We start from the raw sequence: 23,219 nt of genomic DNA on the forward strand, positions 1-23,219 counted from the left end.
GACGTCCCCCGGGATCGCGAGCGCGTTCGGCAGGGTCGACGGCGCCGGCACCGGACAGGGTCCGACCGGATCGATTCCGCCGTCACGCGCGTCGCCGACCCCCGACAGGTCGCGATGCGCCTCCCCCGGGCGGGGAGCCGCCTACGCGATCCCGACCGGGCGCCACCCGGACCGGTACCCGGATGTGTCCGCGACGATCCCCTCGTCCCTTCGCCCCTTCGCCGCGGACCCCCAGGTAGCGGCCCGAGACGGCCGGTCAGACGGCGGCCTTCTCCAGGATGTGCACGCCGCAGGCCGAACCCAGACCGATGACGTGGGCGAGGCCGACCCTTGCTCCCTCGATCTGACGGGGCCCCGCCTCGCCGCGTAGGTGCGTCGCGACCTCCCACACGTTCGCAATGCCGGTGGCCGAGATCGGATGCCCTTTGGACTGCAGGCCGCCGGAGACGTTCACCGGCAGCCGCCCGCCACGCCAGGGCGCCCCGGACCTGAAGAACTCCACTGCTCCACCTGGCTCGCACAGGCCCAGGTTGTCGTAGTGCACGAGCTCCGCACTTGCGAAACAGTCGTGCAACTCGACGAGGTCCAGGTCCTCCGGCCCGATGCCGGCCTGCTCGTAGGCAGTCTCCGCAGCCTGCCGGGTCAGGGTGTTGATGTCCGGAAGGACCTGACAGCCGTCACGCCACGGGTCGCTCGTCAGCACCGACGCACTGATCTTCACCGCTCGACGCTGCTGGTCCTGAGACAGCGTGCGCAGCTTGCCTTCGCCGACCAGGACGGCCGCGGCCGCGCCGTCGCAGTTCGCCGAACACATCGCCCGGGTGTTCGGATAGGCGATCATGACGTCGTTCATGATCTCCTCCAGCGACATCCGCTTCTGGTACGCCGCTTTCGGGTTCAGCGTCGAGTGCGCGTGGTTCTTCTCGGAGATCCGTGCGAACAGCTCGAAGTCCGCACCGCCGTAGCGGTGCGCGTACTCCATCCCGATCTGGGCGAAGATTCCCGGCATCGTCTCGGTGCCGATCAGTCCATCGAGCGGGGCAACCTCACCGAATCGCCCCTCGCGGACCCAGGGGCCGCCCTCCTCCTTCCGTGCGTTGCCGGTCAGCAACCCGGCGCCGGAGAGCTTCTCCACCCCCACGGCCAGGCCCATGTCGCACTCGCCCGCCTTGATCGCCATGACCGCCACGCGCAGCGCCGTCGCCCCCGTCGCGCAGGCGTTGCCCACGTTGTAGACGGGGATCCCGGTCTGGCCGATCTGCTTCTGGAGCGCCTGACCGAACCCCACCGACCCGAGGAGATTGCCCGCACTCAGCACGCCGATGTCCTGCATCGTCACCCCGGCGTCAGCCATCGCCGCCAACGCCGACTCGGCGCCGAGGTCCACGGCGTCCTTGTCCCGATACTTCCCGAACCTGGTCATGTGGATCCCGAGGATCCAGACGTTCTCCGCCATGCTTCTACCTTCAGTCGATCGGCTCGAAGCCGAAACCAACGGCCTCCACGCCGGTGGGATCCACGCCGACGGAGACCGTCGTCAACCGGACCTTCATGCCCGACCGCACCTGGTCCGGATCCGGTGGCACGTTCACCACGTTTCCCCGCACGGCGGTACCGCCGCAGTCGATGACCCCTGCCACGTACGGGACCTTCACACCCTCGGCTGCGAACGCCACGATCGTGAAGGTCCGCAACGTGCCGACCCGCTGGACCTCGACGTCGCGGAACTCCTGCCCGCTGCAGTTGGCGCACGCGCACCGCCGGTCGAAGTACCGAGCGCCACAGCCCCTGCACTCGTGCGCCACGAGATGCGGCTCATCGTCCAGGACCAGATAGTCCACGAGTGGTACACGGTCCACGACACTCTCCACGGCGCTCCGGACTTATAGGACAGCTTCAAGATACAGGATACTCAACTCGGACTCGTCATGACGAGTCGGGAGCACCGGAGGAACGGCCGGCGCGCTGGCCCTGGGCCTGCGATCTGCCGCGGCGTTCGCCCGGCTCGCGGCATTGCCCGTCCTGGCCGTTCGACCCTCGAAGCCGGACATGACGGGCGGCGGGAGCTCCCGGCAGGACCAGCACGCCGGCGCCAGCACCATGCCCACCTTCAGCAACGCCGCCAGCCAGGCCGGCGGGCGCGGCCACGAGATCGCTCCACCGCCACAGGAATCACCGGGGTCTAGAGTGCACCCAGTCGATCCCCATCGACCGACCTGCCCGGAGGTCCTCGCGGGCCGGCCAGGTGTCTCCCCTGGTGATGTCCCGGCACCGGATGTGCTGGAGACTGGGGGTGACCATTGATCTCTCCAACGGAGGCGCGGGCGTGACCGACGGTGACCCCACGGCGCTGAGAGGTCCCATCGCAATACCAGGCGAGGGGACGGCGCGAAAGCTGGCCAGCCAGGTGGCCAGCCGGATCGAGGCCGACATCTTGGCCTCGGGGTGGCAGGTCGGCACGGTGTTCGGTTCCGAGAGTGCCCTGCGGGAGCGCTACGGGGTCAGCCGCGCGGTCCTCCGAGAGGCCATCCGCCTGGTCGAACACCACGAGGTGGCCACCATGCGCCGCGGCCCCTCCGGTGGCCTGATCGTGAAGGCGCCGCAGGCCGGGCCACTCGCCGCCGCCATGGTCATCTACCTGGAGCACACCGGCGCGCAGGTCGAGGAGTTGCTCGCCGTCCGCCTGCTCCTCGAACCGCTGGCCGCTCGGCTGGCGGCCGACCGGATGGACGAGGAGGGCATCCAGGCCCTTCGCGCCACGCTCGAGCAGGACCAGGCATCCCCCGACGACCTGGGTGGCAGCGACCTGCTGCACAAAACCCTGGGCCAGCTGAGCAGGAACCCCGCCCTCCGCCTGTTCATCGACGTGCTGGTCGAGCTGACCAATCGCTATGTGTACCGACCGTCACGGGCGTCGCGCGGGCAGGCCGCCGAGGTCAAGCGGGCGTCCCACCTCGCGCACCGGGCTATCGCGAACTCCGTCATCGCCGGGGACACGAGCAGGGCGGAACAACGCACGGTCCACCACCTCGAGGCCATGCGGGACTGGATGCTGTCCATCGGTCAACGACCGATCGCCAGCACCCAGCGCGCAGACGTCGACGACACGGGCAACGGCAAGCAGAAGCTCGCCGAGACCGTCGCCCGGCGCATCATGGGTGAGATGGCCGCCAGAGGTGCGCACGTGGGTGACGTCGTGGGCTCGGAGGCTGATCTGCTCGAGCGGATGGGCGTCAGCCGCGCGGTACTACGGGAGGCTGTGCGACTGCTGGAGTACCACTCCGTCGCCTACATGCGCCGAGGTCCTGGCGGCGGCCTGGTCATCACCGTGCCCGACGCCACGGCGAGCATCCAGGCGACGGCCCTCTACCTCGACTACGAGGAGATCGGCCTAGCCGACCTCCGGGCCGTGCGGGACGTCATCGAGTCCGGCTGCCTGGAGTCGGTCGTGCGGCGGCACGAGGACACAGTGGTGGGAGAGCGCCTGCGGGAGGCGATCAAGCCCGTGGACCCGGTCGCCTCGGAGGCAACGGTCGGCCGGGCGCACCACTTCCACACGGAGATCGCGGAACTGTCCGGCAACCCGGTCCTCGCGTTGTTCCTCCGGATCATCACCACTGTGTGGGCCCGGCACTCCGACGACCTCGTCGAGGAGGGACCGAAGACTCAGGAGGCCGCTGATGCGGCCCTGCGTGTCCACGAGGGAATCGCCGAGGCGATCCTCGCCGGCGACCTGCCGCTCGCGCGCCACCGCATGCGCCGCCACCTCGAGGCCCTCGACGCGTGGTGGCAGTAGCGCGCGCTCGGCACCGGCGCACGAGTGCCGGGCCAGGCAACCTTCGCCCGTGTGATGGTTGAGGCCCGTTTGATCACCTCGCGCGGGGTCGGTGGCGTGGGTGTTCGGCCAGGCGATGTAGCGGCGGATCATGAGCGCCTGCTCGCGATGTGGCTGGTGGTCGGTGCCGTCGATGGTGAAGCAGTGCAGCGCGGTGAACTGCGGCTCGATCCGGTTGAGCCAGGAGCTGTGCAACGGCGTGTAGGCGATCTCGACGTTGTTCGCCGCCCGACCCGGAGTCTGCGGGCAACCCCAGGGCGGTTCAGTTCTGCTCCGGGTCGACGTACCCGCTGTCGTTCGGGGTGGGCGCGGCCTTAGCCACGAGGTCGGGGACCACGTCACCGAGCGCGGCCGGGTCCCAGGGCTCGTCGTGCAGGATCTCGGAGCCGATGCGCCACGACTCCACGACAGCGATCCTGTTGCCGCGGACGTCGAACGTCCGGCCTGTGATCGCCGCGCTCTGCAGACTCGCCAGCCAGACCACGATCGGAGAGACGAAAGCAGGAGCGAACTTCTCCACGAGCTCTTCGGGCATGAGGCCCTCCGTCAACCGCGTCGTGGCGGCCGGCGCCACGGTGTTCACGGTTACCCCATAGCGGATCATCTCCTTGGCTGCACCGAGCGTGAAGGACGCGATGGCGCCCTTCGCAGCGATGTAGTTGGTCTGGCCGAAACTGCCGTACAGGCCGTTCGGCGAGGTCGTGCAGATGATCCGGCCGTCGACCGGGGCGCCGGTCTTCTTGGCCCAGTCCCGCCAGAACACGGCGGCCGCCCGCGAGCACGCGAACGTGCCCCGGAGGTGCACCCGGACCACGGTGTCCCAATCCTCGTCGGTCATCCCCGCCAGCGTGCGATCGCGAAGGATGCCGGCATTGTTGACCAAGACGTCGAGGCCACCGAACGTGTCGACGGCGAGCCGGACGATCTCCCGGGCGCTCGCGGAGTCCGACACGTCGTGTGCGCTGGCGACCGCCTCGCCACCAGCGGCCCGGATCTCGTCGACCACGAGCCGCGCGACAGTAGGGTCACTACCGGTCCCGTCGGGCTCCCCGCCCAGGTCGTTCACCACGACCTGCGCGCCGTGCTGGGCCAGCGCAAGGGCGTGGGAGCGGCCCAGCCCCCGCCCGGCTCCCGTGACGATGGCCACTCGGCCTTCACAGATTCGCTCCACGTCATCCTTCTCTGAACATCGTTGTGCCGCTGGCCTTGCTGCCAGCGGTCTGGAACGTCACGAGCGCAACCGGGGCGGCACGGCGACTCGCCGTCCTGGTCCGAGTTCGTCGCCTGGCGTGCACCCCGACGTTCATCCCCGCTTCCCCAGTGGAGGGCGGGCTGGGTCGGGACGGCCGGCCAGAAGCGAGCAACGTGCGCAGACCGGTCGCCGGCGCCAACGGCTGGTCGAGCATGCGGTGCTGACCGGCGTCGGGGAAGGTCGACGACCGACATGTGACCGGAGGGGGTCTTGCCGCCTCCGCTGCCGTCTCGGGCGTGACCAGCCTTTCCTCGCACCGGAACAGGGCTGCGGGATCCCTAGTTGCGGCGGGAGGGTCCTGCAGCAGCGGGCGGGGTCTGCCGAAGGCCCCGGCACCGAGCTTCCACGGCCATCCCCCGTCGACTCGGCGGCGGGAGCCGCGTGCGATGTGGTCGGTCACGTCAGGGCGGACGTTGGCCTGCGCCGGCAGGGGTCGGAACCGGGCGACCGCCGTGGAGAGGGTCGGGTAGACCCCCGCCGGACCGCGCGCCGCAAGCGGCGATTCCCCGGCGACCGCGACGACCTCACGGGCCCAGCCCCGGACGTCATGGTTGGCTCGGGGACCGCTCTCGCCGTGTCTGACAGGTCGAGCGCGACGCCTCGGTGCGAGTGGACCTGTGACGCGACGTGGTGCGACCAGCCGCAACGGGCGCCTCCGCCGTGGACCAGGACTCCCGCGGCGCCCTCGGGCCCCCAGGTCCGAAGGCGCAACTGCACGCCGTCGGCCTCGGGCCAAACCGGAACGGGCAGCGTCTCCGTTGCGCGGGTGAACCACGAGGGCGGCGTCGCGCCGCCGCCATGCTCCTCGGCCACCCGTAGGTTGTTCAGGACGTCCTCCAGCTACGACTGACGGTGCAGGGACCGCTCCACCTTGGCCCCTGAGCGTGCGGGGGCGGGAGATTGGGACGTGAGCCTGTGACACGGCCCATCGCACCTGCTGCGCAGATAAGAGTAGCCTCTATCGGAGCGAAGGACCAGGGGCCCTGCCACCGCCTTTCGGCAACAGAGGTAACCTGGTTCAGTTCGAGCTACAACCGAGGCGGTGAGGGTTCATGGCAGATGCCGCGGAGACCGTCCTGGCCGGAGCGCCGGGCGCAATCGACGTCTTCGAACGCGCGCTGCGGGTCGGCCCCACCGGCGCCGACCCGCACGGGACGTGGCCCAACCACCGCACCGTCTACCGACACCGACAGGAGTGGACGTGCAGCGTCAGTCCATCGCCAACCGCGGCGAGACGGCCAGCAAGATCATGCGCGAGCCCGCGGTGCTGATCCTGTGAGCGCGCCGACGGCGTCCCAGCACCCTGCGGCCCGACTGGTGGGCACGGTGCTCGGCGAGTACGAAATGGTGATCGAGCGCGGCAAGGTCGCCGAGTTCGCGCGAGCGACCGGATCCCGGTCGCCGGGGTACTTCGGCGACGACGCACCGATCCCGCCTACCTTCCTGGTGACCTCGTCGTTCTGGGCACCGGAGGGGGAGGATGCGTTGGTTCAGCGACTGGGGTTGAACCTGCCGCGCGTCCTGCACGGCGGACAGGAGTTCTCCTTCCCCGGTCGGCTGCCGCACGCCGGGGACCGGCTGACGGTGCGCCTGACCGTGGAGTCCGTGACCGAGAAGGCGGGGCGCCGCGGCGGCAACATGACGTTCATAGTGCTCCTCACTCGGTATCTCGCCCCCGACGGCGTGGTGGTGGCTGAGAGCCGGGCGACGACGATCGAGCGGGGAGCGGCGTCGTGACCGGACCTCGCGAAGTCTCTGCCGTGCTCCCGGAGTGGAACGTCGGCCGGCAGAGCCGCACCGACATCGTGCGCTATCAGGGCGCCAGCGGTGACTTCAACCCGATCCACCACGACGACGAGTTCGCGCGGGCCGGCGGGATGGAGGGGGCGTTCAGCGTCGGCATGCTACAGGCTGGCTACCTCGGCACCTACTGCACGGACCTGTACGGCCCCGAGAGCGTCCGGCGCATCAAGGTCCGCTTCTCGGAGCAGGTGTGGCCCGGTGACGTCCTGGTCTGCTCGGGTCGGGTCCTGTCGGCGACCACGGGCCAGAACGGGATGCAGCGGCTGGAACTGGAGTTGGCCGTCCGCCGGAGAGGTGGCGGGGTCGCCGTGACCGCGGAGGCGACGGTAGTGGTCGCCGCTACCTCGTGACCAAGGCGACAGCGGACACCTCTGCGCGTACCACAGGGGGCCATCGCAGTCGGTGGCCCCGTGGGGTGCACCCATCGCAACAGAGGCGATCGCGACCGGGATCGCCGCGCCGATTTCAGCACGAACTGTCTGCCGGATCGTCGAGACCGACGCGCTGCCGATCGGGCCGTCTTCGCGCCACACAGTTAGCCTACGGCCTGCCTGTGTCACATTTCGTGTCACGCGTCGCGCCGGCCGGAAGTCCGGACCGCTGTTTCCGCTGGTCAAACGTGGTGGGCGCGGCAGGGTTCGAACCTGCGACCGCTCGGGTGTAAGCCGAGTGCTCTCCCGCTGAGCTACGCGCCCGGGAGCCGGCCCGGATCCCAGGCCGGCCTGCGGCGTCAGAGCGCCGCGATGGCCTTGCGCCAACCGTCCTGGTCGCGCGCGTCGCCGGGGCCGTTGACCTCGGCGAAGCGGACGACGCCCTCCTTGTCGACGAGGAAGGTCCCGCGCAGGGCGAAGCCGGCGTCGGCGTTGAAGACGCCGTAGTCCTGCGCCACCTTGCCGTGCGGCCAGAAGTCGGCGAGCAGCGGGAAGGTGTAGTTCTGCTCCTTCGCCCAGGCGGCGAGGGCGAAGGTGTGGTCGACCGAGACGGCGACGACCTGGACGTCGTCGTTCTGGAACGCCCCGAGGTCGTCGCGCACCGAGCAGAGCTCGCCGGTACAGACCCCGGAGAAGGCGAACGGGTAGAAGACCACCAGTACGGCCTTGTCACCCCGGAACGACGAGAGGGTGACCTCGTCGCCGGTGTCGGCCTTGAGCGTGAAGTCGGGGGCCTGCGAGCCCACCGCGAGCGCCATGATCAGGGTTCTCCCAAGCACGTCGACGACGCCGCGCCTCGGTTGTGGGCGCGACAGTGTTCCCGAGCCTATTCCACCCGACGGTGTCCCGGCGCCCGCGACCCCCTTGGCCGGGGGTCGCGGGCGTAGGCATCAGCGTTTCTTCCCCTGTTTCGGCGAGGCGAGACGGGCGCCTGCCCACGTGTCGCCAACGCTCACGTTGGACGTCTGGGCGAGGCCGGCCGTCGGGGCGGCCTCGGCGATCTCGCTCGGTTCGAGATGACCCGGGCGGCCCGTCCTGGGTGTGAGCACCCAGACCACGCCGTTGTCGGCGAGTGCCCCTCTGGCGTCGACGAGGGCGTCGACGAGGTCGCCGTCGCCCTCCCTGAACCACATCAGGACGACGTCGATGACCTCCTGGGCGTCTTCGTCGAGCAGTTCGTCGCCGCTGCGTTCCTCGACAGCGTCGCGCACCGCCTCGTCGACGTCGGAGTCCCAACCCAGTTCCTGGACGACCATGCCCGGCTCGATGCCGAGCTTGCCCGCGATGTCGGACGAACGTCCGGCATCTTCCGCGGCGATCACGCGCGCGCCCCCTTGTTGTCGTGTGTGGGCCATGTCGGCCCGTGTTCGGATGCGGAATCCGAACACGTGGGGACAGCGGTGCGCAACCGCCGTTCCCCGATCTCACCGCGGGGGGCACGATAGGGGCTGTACGGACAGGATGAGGAGCGTGCCGACAACGGCGACGGGCACGCATGACGAATGGCATGACCGCCACCCAGGGAGACCCCTTGACCGGCCAGAACAACCGCTCCGAGCGAACCGGACGCGTACACGTGATCCGCGACGGCCTCGCCTCGCACCTCCCGGACATCGATCCCGAGGAGACTGCGGAGTGGCTCGACTCCTTCGACGCGGTGCTCGACGCCGCGGGCCAGCAACGTGCCCGCTACCTCATGCTGCGGATGCTGCAGCGTGCCCGTGAACGCCACGTCGGGGTGCCGGCACTGACGAGCACCGACTACGTGAACACGATCCCGACCGACCGCGAGCCGTGGTTCCCGGGCGACGAGGAGGCCGAGCGGGCCTACCGTCGCTGGATCCGCTGGAACGCGGCGATGACGGTGCACCGCGCGCAGCGGCCCGGCATCGGGGTGGGCGGCCACATCTCGAGCTACGCGTCGTCGGCGACGCTGTACGAGGTCGGCTTCAACCACTTCTTCCGCGGCAAGGAACACCCCGGCGGCGGGGACCAGGTCTACATCCAGGGGCACGCCTCCCCGGGCATCTACGCCCGCGCCTACCTGGAGGGTCGCCTCACCGAGGACCGGCTCGACGGGTTCCGCCAGGAGCTGTCGCACGGTGGCCCCGGTCATGGCCTGCCGTCGTACCCGCACCCGCGGCTGATGCCGGACTTCTGGGAGTTCCCCACCGTCTCGATGGGCCTCGGCCCGATGAACGCGATCATGCAGGCGCGGTTCAACCGCTACCTGCGCGACCGCAGCATCAAGGACACCTCCGACCAGCACGTGTGGGCGTTCCTGGGCGACGGCGAGATGGACGAGCCGGAGTCGCGCGGCATGATCCACGTCGCCGCGACCGAGGGCCTGGACAACCTGACCTTCGTCGTCAACTGCAACCTGCAGCGGCTCGACGGGCCGGTGCGCGGCAACGGGAAGATCATCCAGGAGCTGGAGTCGTTCTTCCGCGGCGCGGGCTGGAACGTCATCAAGGTGGTCTGGGGCCGCGAGTGGGACTCGCTGCTGCACGCGGACCGCGACGGCGCGCTCATCAACCTGATGAACACCACGCCCGACGGCGACTTCCAGACCTACAAGGCCAACGACGGCGCCTTCGTCCGCGAGCACTTCTTCGGCCGCGACCCGCGGACCAAGGACATGGTCCACGACCTGTCCGACGCCCAGATCTGGAACCTCAAGCGCGGCGGGCACGACTACCGCAAGGTGCACGCGGCCTATGCGGCGGCCCTGGAGCACAACGGCCAGCCGACCGTCATCCTGGCGAAGACGATCAAGGGCTACGGCCTGGGCTCGCACTTCGCGGGCCGCAACGCCACACACCAGATGAAGAAGCTCTCGCTCGAGGACCTCAAGCAGTTCCGCGACGAGCAGCGCATCCCGATCAGCGACGCCGACCTCGAGCGCGACCCGTACCTGCCGCCGTACTACCACCCCGGCGAGGACGCACCGGAGATCCGCTACATGGCCGACCGCCGCAAGGCTCTCGGCGGGCCGGTGCCGTCGCGGCGCACGACGTCGAAGGCGTTGGTGCTGCCCGGCGACAAGGTCTACGAGGTGGCGCGCAAGGGATCGGGCAAGCAGGAGGCCGCCACGACGATGGCCTTCGTCCGGATCCTGCGCGAGCTGGTCAAGGACAAGGAGATCGGCGCGCGGTTCGTCCCGATCATCCCGGACGAGGCACGCACGTTCGGCATGGACTCGATGTTCCCGACGCAGAAGATCTACAACCCGAACGGACAGCAGTACACGTCCGTCGACGCGTCGCTGATGTTGGCGTACAAGGAGTCCGAGCAGGGCCAGATCCTGCACGAAGGCATCAACGAGGCCGGCTCGGTCGGGTCGTTCACCGCAGCGGGCACGTCGTACGCCACGCACGACGAACCGATGATCCCGGTCTACGTCTTCTACTCGATGTTCGGCTTCCAGCGCACGGGCGACTCCATCTGGGCGGCGGCCGACCAGATGGCCCGCGGCTTCCTGGTGGGCGCCACGGCCGGGCGGACGACGCTGACCGGTGAGGGCCTGCAGCACAACGACGGGCACTCGCTGCTGCTGGCGGCGACCAACCCGGCGATCGTGTCCTACGACCCGGCGTTCTCCTTCGAGGTCGCCCACATCGTCGAGAGCGGGCTGCGCCGGATGTTCGGCGAGGACGCCGAGAACGTCATCTTCTACCTGACCGTCTACAACGAGCCCTACGTCCACCCCGCGGAGCCGGCCGACCTCGACGTCGACGCCCTCCTGCGCGGCCTCTACCGCTACGCGGCGTCCCCGCGCACGGAGGGCCCGCAGGTACGGCTGCTGGCGTCGGGGGTGTCGGTGCCGTGGGCGCTCAAGGCGCGCGACATGCTCTCCGAGCAGTGGGGCGTGGGTGCCGAGGTGTGGTCGGTGACGTCGTGGGGCGAGCTGCGCCGCGACGGCGTCGACGCCGAGCGGCACAACCTGATCCACCCGGACGAGGCGCCCCGCGAGCCGTACCTGCGCTCGGCGCTGGGCGACTCGGACTCGCCGGTCGTCGCGGTGTCGGACTGGGTGCGCGCGGTCCCGGACCTGTTGCGCCAGTGGGTCCCCGCGCCGTTCACGACGTTGGGCACCGACGGCTTCGGCCTGTCGGACACCCGCCCGGCGGCCCGCAGGCACTTCGCGGTCGACGCCGAGTCGATCACGGTGGCCGCCTTGGGGTCGCTGTCCGCGCGGGGTGAGATCGACCGTGCGGTCGTGGCCGAGGCCGCGGCGAAGTACGCGATCGACGACCCGCAGGCCGCCGGCCCGCAGACGTCGGACTCCGGCGTCGCCTGAGACCCGTCGCCACGCTCGTCCGCCCCGGCGCCCGCGAGGGTTCCGGGGCGGATTCGTGTGAGACGCCGGTCACTGTCGACGTACGGTCGGACACGGTCCGCGACGGCCTCGATCCGACCCTTCGCGGGGCCCCCGGGTCGGGGCCGAACGGTGCTCCGAGAGGGCCCTGCCGCCGCGAATCCACAGGTCATTGGCTCTCGGCATGAGGCCTGAGTCACGGTACGCTCCGCCCGACGCCGACCTCGCGTGATCGCGAAACGGGGTCCCGACCCGGGTGCAGAACCCAGCGCCCGGGCGGCGCGATGCCGGGGGCGAGTGCCCCGGCACAGGTACGAGGAGAGCAAGAATGGCAGAGGGCACCGTCAAGTGGTTCAACAGCGAGAAGGGCTACGGCTTCCTCGCTCCTGACGGTGGTGGCGCGGACGTGTTCGTGCACTACTCGGCGATCCAGGTCAACGGCTACAAGAGTCTCGACGAGGGGCAGCGCGTCTCGTTCGACATCGAGCAGGGCCAGAAGGGCCCGCAGGCCACCGGGGTCACCCCGATCGCCTGATCGCGGCGGTCGCCCGGCCCCGAGCCCGCCCCTCTGCCCGACCCGGCCTCACGTCCGCTGTGGACCCGGATTCTCTGTGTCCGGGTCCGCAGCGGTAGCCGGGACCGGTCGCGGGGCTCAGCCCAGGGACGAGTGCATCTCCCACACCAGTACCTCGGCGCCCTCGGCACCGGCGGTCAGCCGCCGGCCCTCGGACGCCGTGATCCGGGCGGCGTCGCCCTCGGCGATCCGGCCGGCGCCCTCCAGCTCGACGTCGCCGCGCGCGACGAACAGGTGGACGAACGGGGCAACGGGCAGCTGGGTCCCGCCGTGCGGCTGTAGCCTGGCTGCGTGCAGCGCGGCGTCGCTCTGGTGGATGGAGATGGCGCGATCCCCTGCGTGCCTTGGCATGCCGGAGGCGACGACCACGAGCCCGCCCCCGTCGAGCTCCGGCCCGATGTCGAGCTGCTCGTAGCCGGGCGTGACGCCCGCCGCGTCGGGGACGACCCACATCTGTACGAAGTGGACGTCGGTCGCGGGAGTGGCGGGGTCGGCGCGGAACGCGTCGTTCTTCTCCGAGTGGAGGATGCCGCTGCCCGCCGACATCCGTTGCGCCAGACCGGGATGAATGACCCCGGCGTGGCCGGTGGAGTCCTGGTGGACGAGCGAGCCGTCGAGCACCCAGGTGATGATCTCGGTGTCGCGGTGCGGGTGGGTGTCGAAGCCGGCGCCGGCCCGGACCCGGTCGTCGTTGCTCACGAGCAGCAGGCCGAAGTGGGTGTCCTCGGGGTCGTAGTGCGACCCGAACGAGAAGCTGTGGCGCGAGTCGAGCCAGTCGATCTCGGTGTGCAGACGGTCGTCGGCGCGCCGGACGAGCACGCCGTGCGTGGCGGATCGGGTCATCGGTCTCTCCCCTCGTCGCACGGCCGCGTCGAGCGACCGTCGCACCCCGGCGTTGCGCGGGTGTTGCACCGCTTCCGCGGCAGCGGGTTCGCCGCCCCTGCGCGGGGGTACTTGCGTCGTCAACGACTTCGGGGCTCCGGTTCTTCCCGCCTCCCTCATCGTTCCAGCCCGCTCAGCCTTCCTCGACCCGGGCCAGCCCTGCCGACCACCGCTCCTCGACCCGTCCCAGCTTCCAGACGGCCAGCGCGACCACCCACGTCACCACGAACAGGCCCACGACGACGAAGCCGACGTTGTCGAGGTCGAGGCCGGCGACCCAGGCGAGCGGGCCCGACTCGATCCCCAACTTGTCGGCCAGCAGCGACATCAGCTCGACGAGGCCGATGACCAGCGCGACCGCGACCGACAGCGCGGTGATCGTGACGTTGTAGAACACCTTGCGGACGGGCCGCAGGAACGCCCAGTCGTAGGCGAAGCACATGAAGGCGCCGTCGAGGGTGTCGAACAGGCTCATCCCCGCGGCGAACAGGATCGGCAGGACCAGCACCGCGTACCAGGGCAGCGCACCCGCCGCCGCGCCACCGGCGATCACCAGCAACGTCACCTCGCTGGCCGTGTCGAAGCCCAGCCCGAACAGCAGTCCCACCGGGTACATGTGCCGCGGCTTGCGGACCGCCCGCGTCGCCCGCCCGAGGATGCGGTTCATCAGGCCGCGCTTGTCGAGCTGCTCCTCCAGCTGCGCTTCGTCGAACCGACCGCGGCGCATCGCGCGGAACACCTTCAGGATCTGGACGAGCACGACCAGGTTGATCAGCCCGATCAGCACGAGGAAGAGGCCCGACACCCCGGTGCTGACGAGCCCGCCGATCTGCTTGAACGACGAGCCCTCGTCGGAGATCTCGCCGGCGATCGCGCGCACGCCCAGCGAGATCAGCGCGACCAGCACCAGCACGACGGACGCGTGCCCGAGGGCGAACCAGAACCCGACCGACAGCGGCCGAGACTCCCCGGGTCCGCGTTCGGCGAGCAGCTTGCGGGTGGTGTTGTCGATGGCGGCGATGTGGTCGGCGTCGAAGGCGTGCCGCATCCCCAGCAGGTAGGCGGTGAGACCCAGCCCGATGCCGTAGACGCCTGTGGTGCCGAGGTCGTAGTGCTGCGGGGCGACGAAGATCGCCAGCACGCCCCATCCGACGACGGTGAGCGCGACCAGTGCGACCGCCATGGCGACGACGGCGCGTCTCTCCGCGGGCTGCAGCCGGACGCGTGCCCGGCCGGCAGCGGGTAGCCCGGTGGTGGTGGGCGCGGAGGTGGGGAGCATCGACGTCCTCTCGATCCGCCCGAGGTTCGGCACCCGGGCGGGCCCAAGAGAACAGGGACATCGGCCCGTCGGCAAGGTTGAGCAGGTGGCCATACGTGGGGTGAACCGGACTCGCACGGACATCGGGGAACGAACCGAACCAGTGATACAGGTCACACACCCCGGTCCCGGCGACCGATGACCCCGACTCCGACGTGGGATGCTTCGACGGTGCCGCCCGCGTCCGTGCCGACCTCCGCGACACCGCAGGCCGTCTCCCCCGGTGCGCCCGTCTCCCCCGCCACGCTGCGGCGGCTCGAACTCGCCTCGGGCGGCATCGCCGGGGCCTGCCTCGCCGCGATGGACCGCCGCCAGCCGTGGTTCCGCAAGCTCCCCGCCGCGCTGCGCGCCGGTGTCCAGCTGGTCACCCAGACCGGCGTCGCGAACTTCGTGGGCTGGCTCGTCGCCACCGGCGGCGGGCGCGCCCGAGCGGGCGAGCAGCCCGAACCTGCCGACCGACCCGCCGACCCGGGCGCCGTCGTCGAGACCGCCGCCCATGCGGGGGCCGGGTCGGTCAGGCTGACCGCCGAGGCGTTCCGCATCGCCCCGCGCGACCTGGCGCGTCGCCTCACGCTGCGCCAGACCGTCGAGCTCGTCCGCGTCGCCACCGACGTCCTCGAGGAACGGCTGCCCCCGCTCGCCGCCGACGACGCCGAGTTCCGGGTGCTGTCGGAGGCCGTGCTGCGGTTCGGGCGCGAGGTCGCGTTCGCCGCCGCGACCGCCTACGCCGGCGCGGCCGAGGACCGCGGCGCCTGGGACGCCCGGCTGGAGGCACTCGTCGTCGACGGCGTGGTGCGCGGCGACACCGGCGACGAGCTCGTCTCACGGGCGTCGGCGCTGGGCTGGGACCCGGCGGGGCCGGTGCGGGTCGTCGTCGGCAGTCCGCCGTCGGACCACGCCCCCGAGCGGCTCGGCGAGCTGCGCAGGCGCGCCGGCCGGGCCGGGCGGTCGGTGCTGGTCGGAGCCCAGGGCAGCCGGCTCATCGTGCTCCTCTCGGGTCCCACGCCTCCCGACGCCGACCCCGACGACGCCGACGTGGCCGAGGTCCTGACCGCCGTCTCGCTCGACTTCGGGCCGGGCCCCGTCGTCATCGGGCCGCTCGCCGTCGACCTGCCCTCGGCGCACGCCAGCGCCCGCGACGCGCTGTCGGGGCTGCGTGCCGCCCCCGCGTGGCCCGAGGCACCACGCCCCGTCCCCGCCGACGACCTGCTCCCCGAACGCGCCTTCGCCGGCGACGCGGAGGCCCACCGCCGGCTCGTCGAGACCGTCGTGACCCCGCTGGCCACCGCGGGCGGCGAGCTGTGGCGCACGCTGGCTGCCTACCTCGACGGCGGCAGCTCGCTCGAGGCCTGCGCACGCGCGCTCTTCGTGCACCCCAACACCGTCCGCTACCGGCTGCGCCGGGTGAGCGACCTCACGGGCCACTCCCCCGCCGACCCGCGCGACGCGCTCGTCCTGCGCGCGGCGCTGCTCGCCGGCAGGCTCGCCGGGGCCGAGAACGCCCTCGACCCCGCAACGCGCCGGCCCGACCCGTCCTGAGCTGCGGCGGATCGGACCCGAACGTCACCCACGGGGTGGTGACTCCTACAAACAGCGGTCGCCCGACGCGGCGAGTCACCGGTCACATAGTCTGCGTCGTTGTGGAGAACCTCCAAACAGCGCCCGCGGAGTTCGTGCGTGCCGCTATCCCGCGCGGGCACCTCACCGGTGTTCGCTGTCCGTCGTGATCGCGCTGCTCGCGCCGGGTCAGGGCTCTCAGACCCCCGGCATGCTGACCCCGTGGCTCGACGACCCAGGTGCCGAGGAGACCATCGCCGCCTGGTCCGACGCCATCGGCCTCGACCTGCGCCGCCTCGGCACGACCGCGGAGGCCGACGAGATCAAGGACACCGCTGTCACACAGCCCCTGGTCGTCGCGACGGCACTGCTGGCCGCCGCGCGCCTCGGTGCCCACGTGACGCTGCCGGAGCCGAGCCCCGTGGCAGGTCACTCCGTCGGTGAGCTCGCCGCCGCCGCGATCGCCGGCGTCCTGAGCACCGACTCCGCCGTCTCCCTCGCCGCGGTCCGCGGCCGCGAGATGGCCGCCGCCTGCGCGCTCGAACCGACTGGCATGAGCGCGACGCTGGGCGGGAACCCCGACGACGTGCTCGCACGCCTGTCCGCACTCGGCCTCGACCCGGCGAACCGCAACGGCGCCGGTCAGATCGTCGCGGCCGGTCTGCTCACCGCGCTCGCGGAGCTGGCCGCGAACCCGCCGGAACGCGCCCGCGTCAAGGCGCTGCCCGTCGCCGGCGCCTTCCACACCCGGTTCATGGCCCCCGCCGAGGACGCGGTGCGTGAGCACGCCTCCTCGATCGACCCGGCCGACCCGGTCCGGCCGCTGCTGTCCAACGCCGACGGCACCGTCGTGACCGACGGCGCCGAGGCCCTGCGCAGGCTCGTCTCCCAGGTCACCCGGCCCGTCCGCTGGGACGTCTGCATGTCCACGTTGCGCGAGAAGGGGGTGACCGCGGTGATCGAGCTGCCTCCCGCGGGAGCACTGGTCGGTCTGGTCAAGCGCGAGCTGAAGGGCACCGCGACGCTGGCCCTCAAGACTCCTGACGACCTCGACGCGGCCGCCGCGCTCGTCGCCGAGCACGCGGGGGCGCAGGCATGAGCGCGCGTCTGAGCCTCGCGCCGGTCGTCCCCGGCGCGCGCATCCTCGGCATGGGCAGCTACCAGCCCGAGCGGGTCGTCACCAACGACGAGCTGGCCCAGCGCGTCGCGACGAACGACCAGTGGATCCGGGAGCGCGTCGGCATCGTCGAGCGCCGGGTAGCGGCCGAGGACGAGCTGCTCGTCGCCATGGCTGCCGAGGCGGGCCGCCGGGCCGTCAAGGACTCCGGTCTCGCACCCACCGACGTCGACACCGTCATCGTCGCCACCTGCACGATGCCGTTCCCGATCCCCAACGCGGCCGCCCAGACCGCCGACCGGATCGGCATCGTCGCGCCCGGCGCGTTCGACCTCAACGCCGCGTGCGCCGGCTTCAGCTACGCGATGGGCACCGGCGCCGACCTGATCCGCGCCGGCTCGGCCCGCAACGTGCTCGTCATCGGGGCCGAGAAGCTCACGGACTGGCTCGACTGGGACGACCGCTCGACCTGCATCATCTTCGCTGACGGCGCGGGTGCGGCGGTGCTGGGCGCGGCACCCGATGCCGACTCGGTGGGCGTCGGGCCCGTCGCCTGGGGCTCGGCGGGCGACATGCACAACGCGATCGAGGTCCGTCCGCACAACAACGCCCTCGCCCAGGAGGGCCAGGCCGTGTTCCGCTGGGCGACCACGAAGATCGCTCCCGTCGCCCTGCGCGCCATCGAGCTCGCCGGACTCACCCCGGCCGACATCGATGTCCTCGTCCCGCACCAGGCCAACCTGCGGATCGTCGAGGCGCTCGCCAAGAAGCTGCGGGCCAAGGGGGCCCGTGAGGACATGGTGGTCGCCGACGACATCATCCACTCGGGCAACACGTCGTCGGCGTCGATCCCCCTCGCGCTCGACCACATGCGCACCGAGGGCCGCATCCGCTCCGGCGACGTCGCCCTGCTCGTCGGGTTCGGCGCGGGCCTGTCCTATGCCGGACAGGTCGTCGTCTGTCCCTAGGATTCCGTTCCGAGCCCCACCACGCGCACCACAACCCCACGGTTTCCCACCAGAAGGAGCATCCAGTGGCTGACAACGCCGAGATCCTCGCCGGCCTCGCCGAGATCGTCGAGGAGGTCGCCGGTATCGACGCCGGTGACGTCGCGGCCGAGAAGTCGTTCGTCGACGACCTCGACATCGACTCGCTGTCGATGGTCGAGATCGCCGTCCAGGCCGAGGACAAGTTCGGTGTGAAGATTCCCGATGAGCAGCTCGCCGAGCTCAAGACGGTGGGCGACGCGGTGGACTACATCGCGAAGAACCAGTGACGGGAAGCCCCGTCGAGGTCGTCGTCACCGGGTACGGCGCGACCACCCCGCTGGGCGGGGACGCTGCGTCGACCTGGGAGGCGCTGCTCGCCGGCAAGTCCGGCGTCGCGCTGAGCTCCGGCGCGTTCACCGAGCGGTTCGACCTGCCGGTCAAGATCTCCGCGCAGCTGGCGGTCGAGCCGACCGAGGTCATCGCCCGGGTCCAGGCCCGGCGCATGGACCGCTGTGAGCAGGTCGCGATCGTCGCAGCCCGGGAGGCGTGGGCACACGCAGGTCTGGGCGGCGACGAGCCGCAGGTCGAGCCGGAGCGGCTCGCGGTCTGCGTCGGCACCGGCATCGGCGGGGCGGTGACCCTGCTCGACCAGCACGACCTGCTCGTGTCGGGCGGGGTCCGCAAGGTGTCGCCGCTGACCGTGCCGATGCTGATGCCCAACGGGCCCGCCGCCGTCGTGAGCCTGGAGCTGGGTGCCCGCGCGGGCACCCACGCCCCGGTCTCGGCGTGCGCGTCCGGCGCCGAGGCGCTGGCGTGGGCCTACCGGCTGCTGCAGGACGGCGACGCCGACGTGGTGGTCGCCGGCGGCGCGGAGGCCTGCATCACCGGCATCACCGTCGCCGGGTTCGTCCAGTCGCGCACGCTCAGCCAGCGCAACGACGACCCCGAGCGCGCCTCCCGACCGTTCGACACCCAGCGTGACGGGTTCGTCCTCGGTGAGGGCGCCGGCATCCTGGTCCTGGAGCGGGCCGACTTCGCCAGGGCGCGGGGGGCGACGATCCACGGCCGGCTCTCCGGCTACGGCCTGACCTCCGACGGGTACCACATCACCGGGCCCGACCCCTCGGGAGCGGGACAGTCACGGGCCATGCTCAAGGCCGTCGAACGGGCAGGCCTGGAGCCGTCCGACATCACCCACGTCAACTGCCACGCGACCTCCACCGTCGCGGGCGACGTCGGTGAGGCGGCAGCCGTGCGCAAGGCACTCGGCGACCAGCCGGTGCTGACGGCGCCGAAGTCGGCGCTGGGACACCTCGTCGGTGCGGCCGGTGCGGTCGAGAGCCTCGTGACGATGCTGTCGATCCGCGAGGGCATCGTCCCGGCGACGCTCAACCTCGAGGAGCTCGACCCGGGCGTCACGCTCGACGTCGTCCGCGGCGAGCCGCGCAAGATGGACATCGACGCCGCGATGAACAACTCGTTCGGCTTCGGCGGGCACAACGCCTCGGTGGTCTTCACCAAGGTGTGAGCCTCGTTCGTCGACGGGCCCGGTGCGTTGATGCGTGCCGGGCCCGTCGTCGGTTCCGTGACCCGGGTCGTCGCTGGTCAGACGTCGTGGGTCAGCAGGGTTCGGACAGCAGGCTGCCTGCCGAGCCGGTCTCCAGCCGGGGCGGGTCGCCCACCATCGGGAACGTCCCGCGCCAGCAGATCCTCGGCACCCGCAGGTCGGGCGGGGCGTCGTCCAACGACTGCGTCGACACGAACCGCACCATGACCAGCACCCGGCCGCCGCCGACGTCGTCGATACGGTCGACCCGGATCGTGCCGTCGGCCGCCGTGTCGATCGAGGCGATCCACTGTTCGCGCGGCTGCTGGGCGACCCGCTCCGGCACGACCGACGCCGACCACAGCTCGTGGTCGCGGGAGTTGATCGCGTCGAAGTAGCGCTGCAGCTGGCTGCGGACCGCGCCGGCGAGCGGATGGTCCTCGGCGTCGGCGGACAGCTCGACCTCCGACGACCCGGCTCCGGACATCGGTGGTTCCTCCGGCGCGCCCGAGGGCGCGACGCCCTCGAACATGCGCCCGCCCAGCACCCACGCCGAGACGCCGGCCGCCACGAGCAACGCCACCAGCGCGATCGCGAGCGCCGGGGTGTAGCGGGTCCCCGACCTCACCCGGCTGTCCTCACCGGTCGTACATCCCCCACCGGGACAGTCTCCCCGACAACCCCGACACGATCACGACAGCGCCGGGCGTGTCGCCGGTCCACCGTGCCCGTTCGTGGTGCCAGCCGTTCGTGGTGTCCAGCCGTTCGTGACCCGGGACACCGCTCGGGGCGGCCCAGCTCTCCCGCGGCCGGCGCTCAGCCGACCTGGTGCAGCCAGGTGACCGGGGCGCCGTCGCCTGCCAGCCGGAACGGCTCCAGGGCGTCGTCCCAGGCCGACCCGAGCAGCCCGTCGATGCCTGCATGGATCTTCCCCGCCGACGCGCCCGCCATCACGGCGCGCAGCTGATCCTCACCGATGACGATGTCGCCGTTGGCGCTGGTGCGGCCGCGCCACATCCCCAGACCCGGGACATAGCAGAACCGCTCACCGTCGACGCCCGGGCTGGGCTCCTCCGTGACCTCGAACCGGAGCATCGGCCAGGCACGCAGGGCGCCCGCGAGGGCTCCCCCGTTGCCGGCGACGCCGGACCATGTGACCTCCGCCCGGAGTGTTCCGGGCGCAGCCGGCTGTGGGGTCCACTGGAGAGAGACCTTGTTCCCCAGAACCCCGGACATCGCCCACTCGACATGCGGGCAGACCGCAGTCGGCGACGAGTGGACGAAAACCACGCCGCGTGTGCTCACTGCAGACCTCCGCTGTTCGACGAGGATCGTCTTCCCCTACGTCCTCGCGCACCACGTCGGCGTACAGATCGCGTGTGAAGCATCTGGCCCTGGTGGACCGGTTCGGCCGGGCGGACCCGGCGGTGGTCGGCTGTCGGTGATCACTCTGCCCGATCAGCCCGCCCGGGGCAAAGGATCCCCGGCGCGCCGGGCGTGTCGATCACCCGTGTCGCTGTGCCCGTGCGGTCACGCGACGCGGTAATGGACCACCGCGACGCTGCCGTCGTCCCCGGGGCCCGCGGGGGCGGGGTCCGAGTCCGACGCCACGAGGCCCCGCTCGACGAGCACCTCCAGGTGCACCGCCGTCTCCAGGATCGCGAGCATCCGGTTGAACGGGTCGAGCTCGGCCAGCGTCCGGCCGCGGCGGGTCCACGCCAGCGTCGACGCGACCTCCTTCGCGGTCGTGCGGCCCTCCACGAGCCCCGCGAAGGTGTCGTCGAGACGCTGGGCGTGATGGGCGAGCAGCTCGTCGACCCGTTCGTGGACGCGGCGACCGATCTTGCCGTGGGCGGGCAGCATCGCGGCGTCGGGCCGGTCGCGCAGCAGCTGCAGCGAGGTCAGGAAGTCCGACAGCGGGCTCGGCGGCGCGATCGGCTCGAACCCGATCGACGGCGTGATCGTCGGCAGCACGTGGTCGCCGGTGAACATCAGGTCGTGGTCGGAGTCGGCGAAGACGAGGTGGCCCCGGGTGTGGCCCGGCGTCGCGATCGCGGTGAGGGTGCGCCCGATCGGGCCGGAACCTGCCGGGTCGTGCTCCTCGGGGCCGACGGTCAGCACCGCGCCGTCCTCGAGCCACTCGTCGGGGGGCTCCCACATCGTCAGGTCCATCCGCGGCGGCGGGTTCGCCATGATCAGGTCGGCAAGGTCGGCCGCGCCGGCCTGACGCAGCCGCTCCATGTGCGACGAGCCGCCCTGCCCGCGGTCGGGGCGGTTGATCTCGTCGAGACCCGGCTTCTCCCCCGCCCCCAGCAGCACCCGCGACCCGAAGCGCCGCCGCAGCTCCACGCCCATCGTGTAGTGGTCGCGGTGGGAGTGGGTGACCAGGAAGCGGCGTACGCCGTCGAGCCCGGTGCCCAGCGCCGACAGGCTTTCGGCGAGGAGCTCCTCGGCGACCGTGAGCGCCCATCCCGAGTCGACGAGCGTCCAGCCGCCCACGTCCTCGATCGCGTAGACGTTGACCGCGCGCAGCCCGTCGTTGGGCAGGGGCAGCGGGATGCGGTAGACGCCGGGCGCGCAGCGGTAGGTACCGGGAGCGGTCCAGTCACCGTCGGGCTCGTCGTCGAGGATCGTCGGGCTCACCTCTCGCACCCTAAGGGGGCGCCTGGCGGATCGGCGGCGACGGGCTCGGTGATCCGGGTGACTCGCGGCAGGGCGGAGCCGGGTCCGCGTACCGGGTGCGCCCGGGCCCGGCGACAACACCGCCAGGAGGCGTCCGGGCGCCGGGACCCCGGTGAGCGATCCGTCAGGCGCCCCCTCAGGAGGTGGGCGCCGAGAACTCGTCGGAGCCTGCGTGCGGGTCGCCACCGAGCAGCGCCTCGCCGTAGACCGCCCGGAACCGGGTGAGGATCGCATCGAGCGGCAGGTCGTCGGACGGGCCGTGGTCGACGACGTACTCCATGTAGCGGGCGCCGTCGTCGGTGTACTGGTGCATGAGCGCGTGCCCGTGGCCGTCGAAGTCCAGCGGCTCGACCCCGAACCGGGCGCACAGCTCGGCGTTGAACGCCGGCGACGCCTTCAGCCAGCGGCCGTCGAGGTACAGCTCGCTGTAGCCGTGGTGCACGAACACGTCGTGGCCGTTCATCAGCGCCCGCAGCCGCGGGGTGTTGAGGTGGTTGCGGACGTCGGCGAACCCCAGCCGGGCCGGGATTCCGACGGCCCGTGCCGATGCTGTGAGCAGCACCGCCTTGGGGACGCACCAGTTGCGCGGCGCCACCGCGACGGAGCTCGCCCGGTAGTCGTGCGGGTCGGTGCTGATCCGGAAGGGGTCGTACCAGATGCGGTCGCGCACCGCGCCGAACAGCAGGCCCGCCCGGCGCACCGCGTCGTCCTCGCCGCCGACGGCCCGCTCGGCGAACTCCCGCACCGCGGGGGCGTCGGAGTCGACGAACCCGCCCGCCGCCAGATGGTCCTCCGGACGGTCCGAGGTCGATGTCGCCGGGTCCGCGTCCACCACGTGCAGCTCCTCACTCTCCGTCGAGACAGGGTCGCACGGCGTCACCGGACCGCGCAGTCCATTGCCCACTCATACCACCC

At 71.5% G+C, this 23,219-nt stretch carries 21 protein-coding genes and 1 tRNA gene; 10 read left to right on the forward strand and 12 right to left on the reverse strand.

The features are described from left to right. Positions 1-256: 256 nt before the first annotated feature. Positions 257-1,456, reverse strand: coding sequence for a thiolase family protein (locus TOK_RS24390; protein ID WP_098960325.1), 1,200 nt, complete (start codon positions 1,454-1,456; stop codon positions 257-259). 10 nt (positions 1,457-1,466) lie between these two features. Continuing rightward, on the reverse strand, positions 1,467-1,859 hold the full coding sequence (locus TOK_RS24395) for a Zn-ribbon domain-containing OB-fold protein (RefSeq protein ID WP_098960326.1): 393 nt from the start codon (positions 1,857-1,859) through the stop codon (positions 1,467-1,469). A gap of 467 nt (positions 1,860-2,326) precedes the next feature. Here TOK_RS24395 and TOK_RS24400 point away from each other — a divergent pair, with 467 nt between their 5' ends. Continuing rightward, positions 2,327-3,796: a FadR/GntR family transcriptional regulator gene (locus tag TOK_RS24400; protein WP_216362092.1), complete on the forward strand. Its 1,470-nt coding sequence runs from the start codon at positions 2,327-2,329 to the stop codon at positions 3,794-3,796. 301 nt (positions 3,797-4,097) lie between these two features. On the opposite strand, the gene TOK_RS24410 is transcribed toward TOK_RS24400, so the two are convergent. Then, entirely contained in the window at positions 4,098-4,982 is an 885-nt protein-coding gene (locus TOK_RS24410; RefSeq protein WP_306305166.1) for an SDR family NAD(P)-dependent oxidoreductase, read from the reverse strand. A gap of 1,422 nt (positions 4,983-6,404) precedes the next feature. On the opposite strand from TOK_RS24410, the gene TOK_RS33560 reads away from it, so the two are divergent. Together TOK_RS33560 and TOK_RS24420 are read left to right on the forward strand one after the other, a co-directional pair. After that, on the forward strand, positions 6,405-6,824 hold the full coding sequence (locus TOK_RS33560; protein WP_216362093.1) for a MaoC family dehydratase N-terminal domain-containing protein: 420 nt from the start codon (positions 6,405-6,407) through the stop codon (positions 6,822-6,824). After that, positions 6,821-7,240, forward strand: coding sequence for a MaoC/PaaZ C-terminal domain-containing protein (locus tag TOK_RS24420; RefSeq protein ID WP_216362094.1), 420 nt, complete (start codon positions 6,821-6,823; stop codon positions 7,238-7,240). The genes TOK_RS33560 and TOK_RS24420 overlap by 4 nt, the downstream gene beginning before the upstream one ends. A 270-nt stretch (positions 7,241-7,510) precedes the next feature. On the opposite strand, the gene TOK_RS24425 is transcribed toward TOK_RS24420, so the two are convergent. The 3 genes from TOK_RS24425 to TOK_RS24435 form a co-directional block, all read right to left on the reverse strand. Then, positions 7,511-7,585: transfer RNA gene (locus TOK_RS24425), tRNA-Val, on the reverse strand. Positions 7,586-7,620: 35 nt separating this feature from the next. Further along, on the reverse strand, positions 7,621-8,079 hold the full coding sequence (locus tag TOK_RS24430) for a peroxiredoxin (protein ID WP_098960330.1): 459 nt from the start codon (positions 8,077-8,079) through the stop codon (positions 7,621-7,623). Positions 8,080-8,211: 132 nt separating this feature from the next. Beyond that, a complete protein-coding gene (locus TOK_RS24435) occupies positions 8,212-8,643 on the reverse strand; it encodes a DUF3052 domain-containing protein (protein WP_098960331.1) in 432 nt (143 codons plus the stop codon). Positions 8,644-8,828: 185 nt separating this feature from the next. Here TOK_RS24435 and aceE point away from each other — a divergent pair, with 185 nt between their 5' ends. Next, the gene (gene aceE / locus TOK_RS24440) at positions 8,829-11,621 is read left to right on the forward strand and encodes a pyruvate dehydrogenase (acetyl-transferring), homodimeric type (RefSeq protein WP_098960332.1); all 2,793 of its coding nucleotides are present in this window, start codon (positions 8,829-8,831) and stop codon (positions 11,619-11,621) included. Between the two features lie 346 nt (positions 11,622-11,967). Next, complete coding sequence (locus tag TOK_RS24445; protein WP_098960333.1) at positions 11,968-12,174, forward strand: cold-shock protein; 207 nt, start codon at positions 11,968-11,970, stop codon at positions 12,172-12,174. Positions 12,175-12,291: 117 nt separating this feature from the next. Here the strand turns inward: TOK_RS24445 and TOK_RS24450 are convergent, their stop codons facing one another. Beyond that, entirely contained in the window at positions 12,292-13,056 is a 765-nt protein-coding gene (locus TOK_RS24450) for a pirin-like bicupin family protein (RefSeq protein WP_098960334.1), read from the reverse strand. Between the two features lie 172 nt (positions 13,057-13,228). Then, on the reverse strand, positions 13,229-14,374 hold the full coding sequence (locus TOK_RS24455; protein WP_172457761.1) for a HoxN/HupN/NixA family nickel/cobalt transporter: 1,146 nt from the start codon (positions 14,372-14,374) through the stop codon (positions 13,229-13,231). Positions 14,375-14,584: 210 nt separating this feature from the next. Here TOK_RS24455 and TOK_RS24460 point away from each other — a divergent pair, with 210 nt between their 5' ends. From TOK_RS24460 to TOK_RS24480, 5 genes are all read left to right on the forward strand, one after another. Further along, positions 14,585-15,952 carry a CdaR family transcriptional regulator gene (locus TOK_RS24460; RefSeq protein WP_305775568.1) on the forward strand — a complete coding sequence of 456 codons (1,368 nt, stop codon included), beginning with the start codon at positions 14,585-14,587 and terminating at the stop codon, positions 15,950-15,952. Positions 15,953-16,136: 184 nt separating this feature from the next. Beyond that, on the forward strand, positions 16,137-17,069 hold the full coding sequence (locus tag TOK_RS24465; RefSeq protein ID WP_098960335.1) for an ACP S-malonyltransferase: 933 nt from the start codon (positions 16,137-16,139) through the stop codon (positions 17,067-17,069). Then, positions 17,066-18,055, forward strand: coding sequence for a beta-ketoacyl-ACP synthase III (locus tag TOK_RS24470; protein ID WP_098960336.1), 990 nt, complete (start codon positions 17,066-17,068; stop codon positions 18,053-18,055). The genes TOK_RS24465 and TOK_RS24470 overlap by 4 nt, the downstream gene beginning before the upstream one ends. 65 nt (positions 18,056-18,120) lie before the next feature. Then, positions 18,121-18,363: an acyl carrier protein gene (locus TOK_RS24475; protein ID WP_098960337.1), complete on the forward strand. Its 243-nt coding sequence runs from the start codon at positions 18,121-18,123 to the stop codon at positions 18,361-18,363. Beyond that, positions 18,360-19,604 (forward strand): beta-ketoacyl synthase, encoded by a 1,245-nt coding sequence (locus TOK_RS24480; RefSeq protein ID WP_098960338.1) that lies wholly within the window; start codon positions 18,360-18,362, stop codon positions 19,602-19,604. Before TOK_RS24475 ends, TOK_RS24480 begins: the two co-directional genes overlap by 4 nt. Before the next feature lie 91 nt (positions 19,605-19,695). Here the strand turns inward: TOK_RS24480 and TOK_RS32890 are convergent, their stop codons facing one another. The 4 genes from TOK_RS32890 to TOK_RS24500 form a co-directional block, all read right to left on the reverse strand. Beyond that, complete coding sequence (locus TOK_RS32890) at positions 19,696-20,250, reverse strand: hypothetical protein (RefSeq protein WP_098960339.1); 555 nt, start codon at positions 20,248-20,250, stop codon at positions 19,696-19,698. A gap of 188 nt (positions 20,251-20,438) precedes the next feature. Beyond that, on the reverse strand, positions 20,439-20,927 hold the full coding sequence (locus TOK_RS24490) for a DUF3145 domain-containing protein (protein ID WP_098960340.1): 489 nt from the start codon (positions 20,925-20,927) through the stop codon (positions 20,439-20,441). A 225-nt stretch (positions 20,928-21,152) separates the two neighbouring features. Continuing rightward, positions 21,153-22,265, reverse strand: a complete 1,113-nt coding sequence (locus tag TOK_RS24495) for an MBL fold metallo-hydrolase (RefSeq protein WP_098960341.1) — start codon at positions 22,263-22,265, stop codon at positions 21,153-21,155. Between the two features lie 175 nt (positions 22,266-22,440). Beyond that, the gene (locus TOK_RS24500) at positions 22,441-23,139 is read right to left on the reverse strand and encodes a transglutaminase family protein (RefSeq protein ID WP_253258616.1); all 699 of its coding nucleotides are present in this window, start codon (positions 23,137-23,139) and stop codon (positions 22,441-22,443) included. Between the last annotated feature and the right edge of the window lie 80 nt (positions 23,140-23,219).

It is taken from the genome of Pseudonocardia sp. N23, from assembly GCF_002583555.1.
Classification (GTDB): domain Bacteria; phylum Actinomycetota; class Actinomycetes; order Mycobacteriales; family Pseudonocardiaceae; genus Pseudonocardia.

Bases quoted from the DNA above. Each gene is read 5' to 3' on its own strand.
- TOK_RS24390 (WP_098960325.1), bottom strand. From the start codon at position 1,456: ATGGCGGAGAACGTCTGGATCCTCGGGATCCACATGACCAGGTTCGGG.
- TOK_RS24430 (WP_098960330.1), bottom strand. From the start codon at position 8,079: ATGGCGCTCGCGGTGGGCTCGCAGGCCCCCGACTTCACGCTCAAGGCC.
- aceE (WP_098960332.1), top strand. From the start codon at position 8,829: ATGACCGCCACCCAGGGAGACCCCTTGACCGGCCAGAACAACCGCTCC.
- TOK_RS24445 (WP_098960333.1), top strand. From the start codon at position 11,968: ATGGCAGAGGGCACCGTCAAGTGGTTCAACAGCGAGAAGGGCTACGGC.
- TOK_RS24450 (WP_098960334.1), bottom strand. From the start codon at position 13,056: ATGACCCGATCCGCCACGCACGGCGTGCTCGTCCGGCGCGCCGACGAC.
- TOK_RS24455 (WP_172457761.1), bottom strand. From the start codon at position 14,374: ATGCTCCCCACCTCCGCGCCCACCACCACCGGGCTACCCGCTGCCGGC.
- TOK_RS24470 (WP_098960336.1), top strand. From the start codon at position 17,066: ATGAGCGCGCGTCTGAGCCTCGCGCCGGTCGTCCCCGGCGCGCGCATC.